Here is a 14,737-nt window from a genome sequence, read left to right on the forward strand (position 1 = left end):
GCGTGCGCTATGCGTGATCAACTCTGTGTTTTTTATTGGCGCTTTTGCGCATTGACGATTCCCGATTAGGGATTTAGGCCCAGACATGAGAAACAACCGTCGCCCCCCCCAATTCCCCAGCACCGAGGAGCCGGTCCGGCTCCAGAAGCTGCTCGCCGAGGCGGGTCTCGGGTCGCGTCGCGAGATCGATGCCTGGATCGCCGAGGGGCGCGTGCGCGTCAACGGCGATCTGGCCAAGCTAGGAGATCGGGCGACCTCATCGGACCGGATCCGAGTCGACGGCCGCGATGTTCGGCTCCAGCGCAAGCGCGAGTCCCTGCAACAGGTCATCGCCTACCACAAGCCCGAGGGCGAGCTGGTGACTCGGCGTGATCCGGAGGAGCGCCCGACCGTCTTCAAGCGTCTGCCGCGCCCCAAGGATGGCCGCTGGATTGCGGTCGGGCGACTGGATATCAATACCTCCGGGCTGATCCTCTTCACGACGGATGGCGAGCTGGCCAACCGCCTTATGCATCCGTCGAGCGAGATCGAGCGGGAATACGCCGTGCGTATCCTGGGCGAGGTCTCGCCGGAGACGCTGACGCGTCTTGCCGAGGGAATCGAGCTGGAGGACGGACCGGCCAAGCTCGACTCCGTCGTCGAACGTGGCGGGTCGGGAGCGAACCGCTGGTTCCATGTGGTGCTGCGCGAGGGGCGCAACCGCGAGGTGCGTCGACTCTGGGAGGCCGCCGGCTGCACCGTGAGCCGATTGATTCGCGTGCGTTATGGCAACATCGAGCTGGGACGTCGGCTCTTTCCCGGAAACTGGCGTCCGCTCACCGATGAGGAGCGTGCGGTCCTGATGGCGCAGGCGGGCATGTCCGCTCCTCAGCCCGCTGGGCGTAAGCCGGTCGTGCGTTCTTGGAATCCCAGGGGTGAGGGGTATTCGGCGCCGAGCAGGGGACCCAAATTGGGCGGTCCCGGTCGTCGTCGCTAGTGAGAGAACCTTTCCTCGGTGTTCCGTAGCAAGAGCGGTATGTCATCACTGAGGGCGCAGAATTCGTCGATCGGCAGTGGGCGCGAGAAGAAGTAGCCCTGGGCGTACCTGCAACCCATTCCGCGCAGCAGTCGGACGTGTTCGGCATCCTCGACGCCTTCGGCGACCACCTCGATGCCGAGGCTCTTGGCCATGGCGATGACCGCCTCCACCAGGGCGCGGTCGCTGGTGTTGGTGGCGATGTCACGCACGAAGCTCTTGTCCACCTTGAGCCGGTCCACGGCAAAACGCTTCAGATAGGAGAGGGATGAATAGCCGGTTCCGAAGTCGTCGAGATAGACCGGAAAACCCTGCTCGCGAATCTCTTCCAGCCACTGGGCCGCGCTGCCGAGGTCGCTCAGCAGAACGCCTTCGGTGATTTCGAGCGCGAGCGACTCGGGAGCGAAGCCGTGGCGCCGGGCGGTCTCGAAGAGCGTCTCGGGTGGCAATCCATCCGGGATCTGTCGCGCCGAGACGTTGAGCGAGAGATAGAGCTGCGTTTCGTGTTTGCGCCACTGCGCCAGTTGTTCCGAGGCGACCTCCAGCGCCCAGAGTCCGATCTCGCCGATGAGACCGCTTTCCTCGGCGAGCGGAATGAAATCGTCCGGCGGCACCAGTCCGCGCTCGGGGTGACGCCAGCGGATCAGTGCCTCGGCGCCCACCAGCCTGTTCTGCACCAGATCGACGATCGGCTGATAGAAGAGGACGAATTCGCGCTCGCGTATCGCCCGGCGTAGCTCGCTCTCCAAGCGTCGGCGCTCCTCGATCGCGAGCGCGAGCAGCGGATCGAAGAACTGCATCAGGTTGCCGCCCTTCTCCTTGGCGTGCGCGAGTGCGAGCTCGGCGTGGTGGAGCAGACCGCTCGCGCCCTCGTTGGTGTCCTGGGGATAGATGGCGATTCCCAGGCTGGCATGCAGCAGGACGGGCGATCCGGTGATGAGAAAGGGTGGCTGCAGACGCTGTTGGATGCGTTTGGCTACGCATTCGATGTCGAGACCGCAGTGTAGATTGGACAGTGCGACGGCGAATTGGTCGGCACCCAGGCGCGCGATCAGGTCGGTGTTCTTGACGCAAGCCGAGAGCCGGCTGGCTGTCTCTTTCAGGATGTCGTCGCCGAGCGCGAGACCGTAGCTGTCGTTGATGCGGGTGAAGTCGTCGAAATCGACCAGAATCAGGGAGAATCCGAGCGCATGCGGCTGGCCGCAGCGCTCGACCAGATCCGCAAGCCGCCGCTCAAGCCCAAGACGGTTGGCGAGGCCGGTGAGCGGATCGGTGACAGCCAGGCGTTTGGCCGACTCCTCGGCCTGTTTGTGCTCGGTGACGTCGTGGATCACGCCCTGGAAAGAGCCGTTACCGATCGGCGTGAGTACCATGCTGAACCAGGTGTCGTCCTCGTCCGCACGCTGATGGGCCAAGTCCCTGGATACGCTGCTTCCACTGTTCAGGCAATTCAGTAGGGTTTCGGCGAGTGCGATCGGTTCCTTCCAGCCGAGATCGAGTATGGCGATCGGCTGTTCCGGTTGCGTCTCGATCGAGAGCCGCAGGAGGCGCGCGAAGGCGGGATTCCAGGAGGTGAGCAGACCCTCGCGGTCGATGATGAAGATTCCGGTCTCCACGTTCTGGAAGATGGCGTGATAACGGCGCTCATCCATCTCGCGCTGAATGCGCAAGTTGCGCTCCTTGTCGAGTGCGCGAACCAGATCGTCCGCCAGGAGGTTGACATCCTCGACCAGGAATCCGATCTCCGAGCTTTTGTGGTGCAACGGGGTGGGGAGGCGCTCTCCGTGCGTGGCATCCATCCGGTGCAATCCGTCCGAGATCTTCTTGATCGGGCGGACGACCTGCAGCAGCACGACCGCAACGACCGCGAGTGCGACCAGAGCCAGCAGGACGGCCGTTTGGATGGTTGCGAGTTGCAGTTCGGAGCGCATGCTCTGCTCGATCAGAGCCCGATTCGGCCTCAAGCGAATCTGGCCTACGCGCAGATCCGGGCTGAAGGGCGAAAAGACGTCGCGCACCAGGGGCGGCTCGTCAAGCACATCCGATGTGTTCGAACGGGGCGCGCCGGCGCGTCGCCGACCGGTCAGTTTCTCGTCTCCGGCGAAGATGTCGACTGCGAGCACCTCCGCGTTCTTGAGCAGACCATTGGCGAGTTCCGTGGCGAGGACTTCGTCCTTGGCGAAGCAGGCTACGCTCGCGGTGCTCTCGACCGTATCCAGCAGCTGATCGAGCCGCGCGATGGATGCCTCCTCTGCGCGGGACTGGTTGAGCTCGAAGGTGACGGTCAGGGCGAGGACGCCGAGGAAGAGAAACAGGACGACCAGGGTCGACGCGGTACGAAAAAGGATGCTGCGGTGCCAGCTGAGTCTACGCATCGGTAAGGATCACTGGTCCAGGGTGAAGACGGCCTTGAGCGGCTCTCGCAGCCGGTCGGTGGGCAGATAGCCGATGGCGCCGGGTTGTGTCATGAGCCACTCGATCATTTGCTCTTCGCTCTTTGCTTCGCGCGGGGGGGCGGTCTTCCCGGAGAAGATCAATCTGGCCCAGTAGGCGCGGATCTCAGCTGGATTCTTGCCTACCAGTCGACGATAGAATTCGGCCTTCATCGGGTGATCCGAATCCTGGTCGATCGGGATGGCTAAGTGGCCGTTGGGGAGCTTGCGAAACCGTCCGAGAAAGATGTTGATGACCTGATCGCGCGTCAGGGTCTCGATGCCCGCACCGGCATGCATGACCACGACCAGAGCGGCCTCGTCGGCGATCGCCGACGAGGCCAGGGTCAGCATGCCCAGCAGGAGCGGCGGGATGAGACGGCGCGATCTCAAGGGTGCCACTAGAAGATGAAGTCCAGGGCCAAGCTGAAGACCGTCATGCTGCCGTCCCAATCATCGGGGTTTTCCCAGCGATAGAGGAAGCGCGACTCGGGCTTGCCCCGCACGATATCCGTCTGGACCTTGAGGCAGAGGTTCTTCATGAAGTCCCAGCGCGTGCCGAGGAGGAGGGTGCGCTGGTCGTTGTAGAAGTCGGCCTGGAAGGCGTCAGTATATCCGGGGATCGGGTTGTCGAGTTCCTTGGGTGAGGATTTGGCCGCCGAGAGACCGATGAACGGCGTGAGCGTGCGCATTCGATAGCTCAGGATCAGATAGCCTGCCCAGGCATCCTGAAAGGCACCGTGGTGGCTCAGGGTCCTGCTGAGCATGAACTGTGTTTGCAGCGGCCCCGAATCGTAGACCGCGCCGAACGCGGTGAAGCTGGTACTTTTGTCGGCGACCCGCAGCTCGTCGGCAGTGGCTGGCGGCAGGGCGCTATAGAAATCTTCGACGGGTAGATCCTGATCGAATCGCAGATTGGCATGGCCCAGGCGGAACTGCCAGGGACCCTTGATGAAGTCCAGATAGGCGCCGACCAGCAGGGAGCCGCTCATGTTGAACTGCAGCTCTGCCCAGGGCGACTGCTCGCGGCTCAGGCCCGCGTAGACCTTGGCCTTGAAGAGGCCGCCTGCGAGCGGTTTTGCGGCCCCAAGATCCAGCCCGTCGAAATAGTTGAAGGGCAGCGTCCCGAAATAGTCCACTGGCGGACGCACGGTGACGTAGGAGTAACCGACCAGGCGCGAGTCGGCGAGCATGTAGAACTCGTTGCCCAGACGGCCGGCGCGGATGGTGACGGCAGGCGATGGGGTGTAGCTGAGGAAGGCCCAGGTGAGTTCGGGCTTAAAATTGCCCTGCGGGTTGTAGCGGGAGGCGGCCTGGACGACGCCCTCGAATTCGGGATTGAGATGCAGATTGGCCTGGAGGCCGAGCACCGAGTCGGTCTCGAAGCTCCAGGTTTCGGTCAGGCCGTCGGGTTGCGAGAGGTCACGGACGAATTGGGCCGAGTCGTCGGTCGAGCGGGCAAGGCCGAGCGTTCCGAACCCATGGAGCGAAAAGGCCGATTCGCGTTCGCTGGCGCGTCCCAGGGCCGGTTGTCCGACGACGAGGCAGAGCAGGCAGAGCGCCTGGAAACCGCGTCCCAAGCTGGCCGTCAAGGGAAGGCCTGCCGGATCGGCATCCATTCGGTGTCTTCGAGGTTTGGGGCTGGGGGCTCGTCGTTCGACTCTGGGCCTCGTGGGGTCTGCATCGTGCAATCGCCATGGTTCCTGCCAATTTAGGCGTTCAATAATCCGATGTCATTGCACGCAGGGCAAGGGCTTTAGGCCATCTGTGAGGATGCGTGGCCCGAGCCGGAAGGAGAACAATGATGCATTCCGGGCTAGAGAGAATAGGGGGCTCTCGCGAGCGAATCCAATGCGCCTAGATCGCGATGGGGTCAATAATGCGGGGGTGATTCGTGAGCTGGGGCGGGGCTTGAGCCGTTCTGAGCCTGCGAGGCGATCAGTTCCCTCAGTCGCTGCAACTCCTGTCGCAGCGAATCGATCTCCTGCTGCTGGCGGGCGACGGTCAGGTTGAGCTGACTCAGGTCGTCCTCCTGATAGGTCAGGCGGACCTGGAGGTCGGCGATTGCCGTTTCTGGCGCGTGCGTTGATTCCACGTCGGTCGTCCTTTCAGATAAAGAGCAGAACGGTGAAATAGTGGCTGACGCTTCCGGCCAGTACGAAGAGGTGCCAGATCCCGTGGCACCAGGGGTAGCGGTCGTCGAGGACGTAGAAGATGACGCCGAAGGTGTAGAAGAGCCCTCCGGCGAGCAGGACCCAGAAGCCGGCCGGGGGCAGGGCGGCAATCAGCGGATCCAGGGCGAAGAGAATCAGCCAGCCCATGCCCAAATAGATCGCCAGCGAAACGATACGCGGTCCCTTGCGCGGCAGTGAGTCGATGATCATTCCGATCAAGGCCAGGGTCCAGACCGCGCCGAACATCCACCAACCGGTCGCGCCCTTCAGAACGAGCAAGGTGAAGGGGGTATAGGTGCCCGCGATCAACAAATAGATGGCATTGTGGTCGAGGATCTGGAAGATGCGCTTCGCTCGTCCCTGCAGGCTGTGGTAGAGGGTCGAAAAGAGATAGAGCAGAAAGAGGGTCACGCCGTAGATGGTCAGGCTGGTGATCCGCAACGCGCCTCCCTCCGTGCCTGCCAGGGTGACCATGACGGTGACCCCGATCAATGCCAGAAAGGCACCCACGAGGTGAGAGATGCTATTGAAGAACTCTCCAGCGTACATGGCCGCTTACCTCGATACCGTTTGGCTGGATGCCAACAGCCAGTTGCGTATTCGGTTGGAGTCTCCGACCGGGGTCAGTTTGCCCGAGCCATGCAATAGGACGATATAGACCCGGCGATCGTTGATGACGGTGCCCATCACCAGACAGCGGCCCGCCTCGTTGATGAACCCGGTCTTGCTGACCTCGATCTGCCATTCCGGGTTGCGAACCAGTGGATTGGTGTTTCGGTACTGTAGTGGTGGCTTGCCGGCAAAGGGGTAGAGCTGCATCTCGCCGGTCGCGGCGGCCTGGCGGATGGCGGAATAGCGCGCCGCAGCCCGTACCATCTTCACCAGATCCTCCGCCGTCGAGCGGTTGCGCGCGTCGAGTCCGCTACAGTCGGCGAAAAAGGTGTTGCGCATCCCGAGCGCGCGGGCCTTGCGGTTCATCGCCTTGATGAATTCCGGCATGCCTCCGCGGAAGGTGGTTCGGCCGAGGGCATGCGCGGCGCGGTTGTCGGAGGAGACCAGCGCTGCCCGTATCATGTCGGCGCGGGTGAGGCGCGCCTCGCCGATCCGCAGACGTGAGCGGCTGTTGCGCAGCCGGTCGCGATCCTGGTCGATGATGGTGATGGTGCGGTCGAGCGACACGCCGGAATCGAGCACGATCATGGCGGTCATCAGCTTGGTGACGGAGGCGATCGGGGTCACCATGTTGGCGTTTTTGGCATAAAGCTGCCTGCCGTTCTCGTCGACGACGATGGCGCTGGCGACCTGGATCTGCAACGCCTTATGGTTGAGGCCGCCCCAAACGTCGCGGCGTTGGCTTGTGCTGGTTCCTCCCCAATGGCCCAAGGCGTTGCTGGTGTTGGTGGAGGTCGTGCGCTCCGGCGCGTGCAGTCGGCTTGAGATCACCGGGGCGTGGGGACCCTCCTGATTGTTTCCGGCACAGGCGCTGCCGGTGAGAATCAGGGGGCCGAGGATCAATGCCATCAGGAGCATGCGACCCACTTCGCCGCCGAGACGTTTAGGGAGGCGAGAGACGATGGATCGCAATGGATGCAACCTAGACATGGCAGAAAAAACCTTCGGTCAAATGGGTTGGTAAGAGTGGTTAAAGTCAAATTATCGCATACCCGTGCGTGAACGCGATGCCAATCCATTGGCTCGATCGGTCTGATTCGGTTGCCGCATCGGTGCATAGAAACCATCGGTGCTGGCGTCGCGTCCTTCATGCCGCCGACGCAAGGCGTAGAATGGGAACACTGCATGAGGATGCCAGCGAGATGACGATTTTTCATCGTAAGACCGGGATGACTCCATGGCGCAGGCTGCGAGAGGGACTGCCGGATCTTGGGCGGTCTCAGGCCAGAGCGATCTTGGAGTGTCTCTTGGAAGGTGTCGAGCGCCACGGTTCGGTACCTTTGGTGCTATGGGCGATGCCGGTCGTCGTCCTGTTGCCGCTCGGTGTGCTGTGGCTCCTCGAAGGCGGCTGGTTTTTGGTTTGGATCGGGGTTCTGGCGATGTTCGCGGGCCTGGGCGTTTGGCTGCAATCCTGGATCGCTTCCCAGATCCGGCGGCCTGCCCAACGCGGACGTCCGGATTCGGCCGAACCCCGTTTGCAAGCGCCGGAGCCGATTCAGCAAGCCGAAATTCTGTCGCCGGCTCCGCCCACGTCACCACCGCAAACGTCGGTGACGACCGAGACGCGTCCTGTCGCTGAGGGCTCCCTGCGTATATTGCTGCTCGGATGCTCCAATTCGGGTAAATCCACCCTTATCGGCGCCCTTTTCGGCAAGCTGCGTGTGGCGACCGATCTCACCCCGGATCCCAATCGCGCCCTGACTCCCTACCGCTTGGAGCACCAGGGACGAGAGCTTGCCATCATCTACGATACCCCCGGTTCCGAGCGGTTGGCCCACAAGAGCTTGCACGAGGTGGCGAACGTGGCCGATTTCATCATCTGGGTCAGCGCCGCGCATCGCCCCGAGCGCCAATCCGAGCGTCAGATCCTGGACGCGTTACGGCTTGCCCAGACCGCTCGGGTCGATCGCCGTCCGCCGCCGCTACTGCTCGTGGTCACCCACATCGACCGGCTGCGTCCGCTGCGTGAATGGCAGCCTCCCTATGACCTCACGAACCCGGATGATCTCAAGGCCATGAGCATTCAAGCCGCAGTGACGGCCTTCTCGGCCGATTTCGAGGTGCCGATCGCCTCCGTCGTTCCAGTCTGTCTCGCCGAGGGGCGTGTCTACAATGTGGACGACACCCTTTGGGCGGCGATGCTGGACCTGATGGATCGCGACCAGCGGACACGGCTGCTGCGCTGTCTGGACGCTGGACGCCGCGAGGAGAACTGGACCCTGCTGCGCCGACAGCTCGCCAACGCGGGTCGCTTGCTCCTCGCGTTCCCTGGCCGTGCACCTCGCCGCCTCTGACTTTGTGGGCTTTTCCGGTCAACGTCGGTCGCTGAATGCGACGTCGTTTCTGGGGCCGGTATCTCATTCGCGCACGTCGATCACTGGGAGAGTCTAGTCAAGATGCGAACTAACCTACCTGTCACGCAGATCGAACATCGGATGGAGGACGATCGGCTGATCGTCTCGCGTACCGATCTCAATGGGCGAATCACGAAGGTCAATCTCGACTTTATCGAGATCAGCGGCTTCACCGAGAAGGAGTTGATCGGCGCCCCGCACAACATCGTGCGGCATCCGGACATGCCATCGGCGGCCTTCGAGGATCTATGGACGACCGTCAAATCGGGTCGGCCCTGGACGGGCGTGGTGAAGAATCGCTGTAAGAACGGCGACTTCTACTGGGTGGAGGCCAACATCTCGCCGTTTCGCGAACAGGGCGCTGTCGTCGGCTATATCTCGGTGCGGCGCAAGCCGACCCGCGAGCAGATCGCCGAGGCCGAGGCGCTCTACGCCCGTCTGCGGGCCGGCAAGGCGGCCAAGCCGCTCTATGCGCGTCTCCTCTCGCGCATCAACGATATCTACATCACGCGCGCCTTGTCTGGAGGTCTCGTTCTCATCGCGCTGCTGTTCATCCTGGCGTCGAGTGTGTCGCTTCTGAGCCTTCGGCATGCGACCGAGCGCATGATTCAGTTCACGGAACAGGCCCAGGTTCTGGATGATTCGAAACAGCTGAAGGCGCTCTTCGATGAAGAGCGCGCGAAGTTGGACTCGATCGCGCGCCGTGCCCAGGTTCAGGCGGGCGCCTATACCCTTTTCGCCATGCTTTTTTCGGCGTTGCTCGGCATCTGGCTGGTTCGCAAGATCTCCCACCCATTGAAGGCGTTCTCCCGGCATCTGGACGTCTTGGCGGAAGGAGACTACGGCAAACCGATCGTCGCTGGCAGTCGTGACGAACTCGGCAATCTATTGATGTCGCTTAAATCGGTTCAGGCCCGACTCGATTTCGATATGCAAGAGACCAAGCGCGTCGCCTTGGAGAATTTCACCATTCGAACCGGGTTGGACAACGTCTCCATCCCCGTGAGCCTTTCGGACGAGCTGAACCAGGTCACCTACTTGAATCGGGCGGCGACGGCGTTCTGGAACCAGTTGTCGGGTGAGATCTCGCGTCGTGTTCCGGGCTTCAGCGTCGCGGGATTGCTCGGGACCAGTCTGGCCGACTCTTTCGAGGACGAGGCCGTTGCTTCGGCCTATCGCGAGAAGCTGACCTCGCTACGGACCTTTGAGATGGTGCTCGGCAGACGCAATCTGCGTCTGACCGCTATTCCCATGCACGATGCGTCCGGCAAATACCGAGGGCGCGTGACCCAGTGGGAGGACCGTACCCTGGAGGTGATGGCGGAGGGTGAGATCGCGCAGCTGGTGGTCGCCGCGTCTCAGGGTGATTTCGGTACCCGTCTTGAGTTGGAGGGTAAGGATGGCTTTTTCCTCCAGCTCGGCGAGGGGCTGAACCGGCTACTCGACATCATGTCGGCCGGACTGGCCGACGTTGCCGCCGTACTCAACGCCGTTGCCCGGGGCGATCTGACCCAAGGCATCGAGGCCGATTACGTTGGCACCTTCGGTCAGCTCAAGGATGACACCAACCTCACCGTTGGACGCCTGCGCGAGGTCGTCGGTCGCATCCGCGAGGTTTCCGAGGCCATCCGCAGCGCCGCCGGCGAGATCGCCACCGGCAACGCCGACCTCTCTGGGCGTACCGAGGAGCAGGCCGCCAGCCTGGAAGAGACGGCCAGCTCGATGGAGGAACTCAACGCGACCGTCAAACAGAACGTCCAGAACGCCGATCAGGCCAACGTCCTGGCGCAGGGTGCCAACGATGTTGCCACCAAGGGCGGCGACATGGTCCAGCGCGTGGTCGAGACCATGGGCGAGATACAGCAATCGAGCCGACGGATCGCCGACATCATCAGCGTCATCGACGGCATCGCCTTTCAGACCAACATCCTCGCGCTCAATGCTGCGGTCGAGGCCGCGCGAGCGGGCGAGCAGGGACGCGGATTCGCCGTCGTTGCTGCCGAGGTGCGCGCTCTGGCGCAGCGCAGCGCTCAGGCGGCCAAGGAAATCAAGGATCTGATCATCGATTCGGTGGGCAAAGTCGAGGACGGTGCAAAACTGGCCGGTGAGGCCGGGACGACGATGCGAGAGATGGTCGAGCGCTTCAGTCAGCTGGTGCTGCTGGTCGATGAGATCACGCAGGCCTCGCGCGAACAGAGCTCGGGTATCGGCCAGGTCACGCTCGCGGTGGCGCAGATGGATGAGGTGACGCAGCAGAATGCGGCGCTGGTCGAGGAGGCGGCGGCTGCAGCCGAGAGCCTGGAGGACCAGACGAGCGTTCTGGTCCGTGCGGTATCGGTGTTCGATCTGGGCGACGGCTCGAATCGCTCCGGCAGTGCTTCTCGGACGCCGTCCGCTGTGGCGGCGTTGTCGGCGCCGCGTCCGTCCGCGCCGTCGGTTATGGATGACGCCTCTGGGCGCGGTCGGGCTCAGATCGGTTCGAGCTGAGTGCGCGTCGCTCCGGCACGCCCGCTGAAGACGCGTAGATCCTCGTTGATGCGTTCCCAGCAGGTTCCGCTCAGACGGTCGATCGGCCCCGAGACGCTGGCCGAGAGATGCAGGTCGGGCTCCAGCAGATAGAGCTTCAGCAGTAGCTCGATCGGTTCGTCGGCATCGTGGGGGTAGAGTTCCATCTCCAGTTCGAATGAGGTTGTGGCCAGACGCGGGCGTCTGGTCTCGACCCTGGCCAGGTTGCAACTCGGCTCCGCGCAGCGCTGGCTCAGGGCATAGGCCAGCTCGCGATCGCAGAAGACGCAGATCTGGGTCTCGATGTCGGCCAGATGCCGCTCGGCGTCGCGAAGGCGCTGGGGTGTGTCGATCTCGTCGCGGATCTGGTTGCGCAGCACCCGACGCAAGCGGTCGAACGCCTTGGGAAGCGTTCCGCTGTGGAATCCACGTCGTAGGAATCCGCGCATGGTCTCGCCGTGGAGTCCGACGATCGCGGGTTCGATCAGGGCCTGGGGCAGATCCGGTCGGCGTACCACCATCAGTTCCGGTCTTGGTCCAGCCTTGTCTGTAATCAGCCCGTGGTTCGCCGCATAGACCTTCCAGTTTTCCTTCAGCTCCCAGACCAGGAAGCCGGCCAGACCCGGCAAGAGCAGCACCGTGAGCGTGATGAACGGATAGGAGATCCACTTGGGTAGCAGGGATTCCAGAAGATCCAGCATGAACCCGGTGATCACCGGCAGGAAGGGCAACATCAGCTTGTGGGCGATGGTTACGAGCGGAAAGTGCTTGACGGGGTTGATCTGTGGCTCGACCAGCACCGTGACGTAGAACTGGATCAGCGACTGGAGCAGGCTCCAGATCGGCACCAGCAGCGACTTGAGGGCGAGTTGCAGGGCCGATTCGCCCAGATGGTGGCTGAGCAGTTCCTCGATGCGGTGCAGACCCTGCTGGAAGCGGCGGGTCAATTCCTTGAAGAATCGCATCAATTCCTTGATCAGCCCCATCACTAGGGCCTGATTCAGACGACGCAGGATCTGCATGCTCGAACTGGCCATATTGTCGAGCAGTCGCCGCCCTCCTGGCGTGTTGTGGGCCAGCGTCCCCAGCGCGAGCGTGAGTGCCAGGAGCGACACGCTCGGTTTGATCGGCGTGTCTTGGATGAGTGCGGCGAGCCCGGCTACGGGCAGCACCATCAGTGCGCCGGTCAGCGCGGGTCTCATCAGATAGCGATCCAGCCCTCGGATCAGGCCGGTGTTGAGCAGGGTGTTCACCGGACGCCAACGTATCAGCCGACGTAGCCCGTCGTAGAGGACGAGTCGCAGCGTCCACCAGAGCGACACCATGAAGACGTGGAATCCGGTCCGCCCGACGCGCGTATGGGCGATGCCGTTGATGGCGAGTCCCAGGACACCGACCAGCCAGAGGGTCTCCAGATGGAGTCTGGAATGATGGTCCGTGATGAGTGCCGCGACGACATCGATCGTCTTGAGGCCGAGAAAGGCAAGACCGAACGGCAGGATCAGGTGACGCAGCACCAGACGTCCGGGCGGCGTGCCGAACAGCGGGGCGCTGAGCTGCTGCAACCCCTTGATATAGAACTCGCCTGGTTGATAGAGCCCGGGCAGTGATCGCGCGGCCTGTCGGTCGAAGCGCGAGAGTCGGTCGCCGATCACGAATTCGCGTGGACGGAGGTCCTGCAGCCGCAGCGCGTTGCGCGCGACCATGTCGCGGAAATCCGTGAATCGGAGATGGCGCCGCCGCCGCACTACGTCCATGAGTTCGCACAGCAGCTTGTTGAAGGCGACCTGTTCGCGGTGATTCGATGGGGTGAAGTCGGCCTGCCGCAGCGCGTGCTCCAGGAGGGGCTTGAGTTCCTTTTCGTTCTGTACGTTGATCCGCTCGGCGAGCGCCTGCAGCGTGAGCCTGTAGCCCTCTGTCTGCTGTGCGGACCAGCCTAAGCGTTCCAGTCGATTCATGGCGCTGTCGAGCGCGCGCAACGCCTTGAGATTCGCCTGAAAGGGGAGGATTTGGCGCAGCTGCTCCCTGCCCAGGGTCAGCATCCAATGCACTGGACGCAGCCGATAATAGGTCGCGCGGCTCTCCAGCAGAACGCGCTCGAGGTTCTTCAGCAGGCTGCGGGCGGTGCGGGATCGGCGCGAGTCGTGCACAGCCTCGCCCAGACGCTTGGTCAATCCGTGCAGCTCGCGGGCGGTGATTGGGGGGAGCTTCCATTGCGCTGCCAGCGGGTCGGCCAACGCCTGTTCGATGCCTGATCGGCGCAGCGCCAGGATGCGTCTGACGCGATCGGCGTCGGGGGCGCAGGGTTCGCCCATGGCCTCGAAGCGATGCTGGGCGCGGGCGAGGCGCGCGATGGCGACCGAGTAGCGATCCGCATGCTCGGCCCGTTGGGCGAGCCGGATCTCGCGGCTGAAGAGGGTTAGATGGGCGCTCAGGCGCATGCCCCTTGCCGGTTTACGCGGCCTCCAGGGCCAGCGGAAGAGGCCGGTGAGGATCAGCATCAGGATCAGGAAAGGAACCGAGAACGCCAGGAACAGATCGCGCAATCGCATCCGCCAGTCGCGGCGCGGCAGTTGCAACCCCTGACTTAGCGCCGCCAAACAACGCGCCTCGGCGCCGTCGCTCGCACCCTGGATCAGTGTTTCCAGGGATGTGGCATCGAGCACCGTGTTCTGATCGCCACGCGGCATCAAGGATGTGCGGCTGTCTATGGCATGTGACGGATCCGTTTCTCGATCTGGGTCTCCGTTCAGATAGCTGAGTCCGATTGGCCGGGGCGGGTGCCGGGCCGGAGGTCCGCAGCGATGGTCGGGGCGTGATCGTTCGAGCAGTTGGGGCAGCTGGCCGTTCGTTTCTGGTGGTGGCAGGTCGAGTCCACTCTCGCTCAGCCACCGATCGAGCTCCGCCCAATCGTGAATGGCCGGAAAGAAATAGCCGCGAATACCTGGGCTGAAATAGCGCAGCCGTGCAATCAAGGCGACGAAGGCGCGGCAGACCCGTGCATCGTCCAGTCCGGGTGGGACGATGCCGTCGTGCTCGAGTACCTCGCGGACCTCGCTGAAGGCGCGCAGACCGACCATGGCCCGCAGCGCGGTCGGTCCGAAGCGTTCCTGGTCCTGATTGTCGTTGCGTGCCGACTGCCAGGACCGAGCGACCTCGCCCTCGAAGCGCCGTGCCCAGTAGTCTCGCAGCAGGTGGATGAAGCTCGCCGTGTCGGATCGAACACTGAAGGGCGTCGGCAGCAGAATGACCTGATCCGGCAGGTTGAGTCCTTCGACGACGGTCAGCGCCTCTGGATTCTCCGTCTCCAGCCCTTCGAGGAATGACCGGGTCGGCATCAGATAATAGGGCAGGGCCGGGATCGAGCCGTCGAGATCCGTGTCGTCCAGATGCTGAGCGATCAGGCGCTCCATGGCGCGAGGGTGGAAGAGAAAGATGCCTTCGGCGGGTTTGAAGACGCGGGCTCGAAACTGCCGCTCTGCGGACTCGGCGCTGGTCGGAGGGGAATGATGTGGCACGGGGCGATCCGTTGGCGGGTGAGGGCGGGCTCGGGCGGCTTGCAAGGGCCGATAAAATAGACGATGT

At 63.1% G+C, this 14,737-nt stretch carries 10 protein-coding genes; 3 read left to right on the plus strand and 7 right to left on the minus strand.

What is annotated here, in order from left to right; translation table 11 throughout:
- Positions 1–85 precede the first annotated feature (85 nt).
- The gene (gene rluB, locus ACFSJC_RS02110; protein ID WP_386022509.1) at positions 86–976 is read left to right on the plus strand and encodes a 23S rRNA pseudouridine(2605) synthase RluB; all 891 of its coding nucleotides are present in this window, start codon (positions 86–88) and stop codon (positions 974–976) included.
- Here the strand turns inward: rluB and ACFSJC_RS02115 are convergent.
- From ACFSJC_RS02115 to ACFSJC_RS02140, 6 genes are all read right to left on the minus strand, one after another.
- The gene (locus ACFSJC_RS02115; protein ID WP_386022512.1) at positions 973–3,390 is read right to left on the minus strand and encodes a putative bifunctional diguanylate cyclase/phosphodiesterase; all 2,418 of its coding nucleotides are present in this window, start codon (positions 3,388–3,390) and stop codon (positions 973–975) included. The two genes, rluB and ACFSJC_RS02115, sit on opposite strands and share 4 nt — an antisense overlap.
- A gap of 9 nt (positions 3,391–3,399) precedes the next feature.
- A complete protein-coding gene (locus ACFSJC_RS02120) occupies positions 3,400–3,849 on the minus strand; it encodes a hypothetical protein (protein WP_386022515.1) in 450 nt (149 codons plus the stop codon).
- Positions 3,849–5,066, minus strand: a complete 1,218-nt coding sequence (locus tag ACFSJC_RS02125; RefSeq protein WP_386022518.1) for a hypothetical protein — start codon at positions 5,064–5,066, stop codon at positions 3,849–3,851. The genes ACFSJC_RS02120 and ACFSJC_RS02125 overlap by 1 nt, the downstream gene beginning before the upstream one ends.
- Before the next feature lie 254 nt (positions 5,067–5,320).
- A complete protein-coding gene (locus ACFSJC_RS02130) occupies positions 5,321–5,542 on the minus strand; it encodes a SlyX family protein (RefSeq protein ID WP_386022520.1) in 222 nt (73 codons plus the stop codon).
- Between the two features lie 13 nt (positions 5,543–5,555).
- Positions 5,556–6,170 (minus strand): PAQR family membrane homeostasis protein TrhA, encoded by a 615-nt coding sequence (trhA, locus tag ACFSJC_RS02135; protein ID WP_386022523.1) that lies wholly within the window; start codon positions 6,168–6,170, stop codon positions 5,556–5,558.
- Positions 6,171–6,176: 6 nt separating this feature from the next.
- Positions 6,177–7,151 (minus strand): serine hydrolase, encoded by a 975-nt coding sequence (locus tag ACFSJC_RS02140; RefSeq protein WP_386022526.1) that lies wholly within the window; start codon positions 7,149–7,151, stop codon positions 6,177–6,179.
- Positions 7,152–7,435: 284 nt separating this feature from the next.
- Between ACFSJC_RS02140 and ACFSJC_RS02145 the strand changes: the two genes are divergently transcribed.
- Positions 7,436–8,587 carry a GTPase family protein gene (locus ACFSJC_RS02145; protein ID WP_386022529.1) on the plus strand — a complete coding sequence of 384 codons (1,152 nt, stop codon included), beginning with the start codon at positions 7,436–7,438 and terminating at the stop codon, positions 8,585–8,587.
- Between the two features lie 102 nt (positions 8,588–8,689).
- Entirely contained in the window at positions 8,690–11,134 is a 2,445-nt protein-coding gene (locus tag ACFSJC_RS02150; RefSeq protein ID WP_386022531.1) for a methyl-accepting chemotaxis protein, read from the plus strand.
- Here the strand turns inward: ACFSJC_RS02150 and ACFSJC_RS02155 are convergent.
- Positions 11,116–14,670, minus strand: coding sequence for a sulfite exporter TauE/SafE family protein (locus ACFSJC_RS02155; RefSeq protein ID WP_386022533.1), 3,555 nt, complete (start codon positions 14,668–14,670; stop codon positions 11,116–11,118). The genes ACFSJC_RS02150 and ACFSJC_RS02155 overlap by 19 nt on opposite strands.
- Positions 14,671–14,737: the final 67 nt, after the last annotated feature.

It is taken from the genome of Thiorhodococcus fuscus, from assembly GCF_042682685.1.
GTDB classification, from domain to species: Bacteria; Pseudomonadota; Gammaproteobacteria; order Chromatiales; family Chromatiaceae; genus Imhoffiella; species Imhoffiella fuscus.

Coding starts and splice junctions, on each gene's coding strand:
- rluB (WP_386022509.1), top strand. CDS start 86: ATGAGAAACAACCGTCGCCCCCCCCAATTCCCCAGCACCGAGGAGCCG.
- ACFSJC_RS02115 (WP_386022512.1), bottom strand. CDS start 3,390: ATGCGTAGACTCAGCTGGCACCGCAGCATCCTTTTTCGTACCGCGTCG.
- ACFSJC_RS02125 (WP_386022518.1), bottom strand. CDS start 5,066: ATGGATGCCGATCCGGCAGGCCTTCCCTTGACGGCCAGCTTGGGACGC.
- trhA (WP_386022523.1), bottom strand. CDS start 6,170: ATGTACGCTGGAGAGTTCTTCAATAGCATCTCTCACCTCGTGGGTGCC.
- ACFSJC_RS02140 (WP_386022526.1), bottom strand. CDS start 7,151: ATGCTCCTGATGGCATTGATCCTCGGCCCCCTGATTCTCACCGGCAGC.
- ACFSJC_RS02145 (WP_386022529.1), top strand. CDS start 7,436: ATGACGATTTTTCATCGTAAGACCGGGATGACTCCATGGCGCAGGCTG.
- ACFSJC_RS02150 (WP_386022531.1), top strand. CDS start 8,690: ATGCGAACTAACCTACCTGTCACGCAGATCGAACATCGGATGGAGGAC.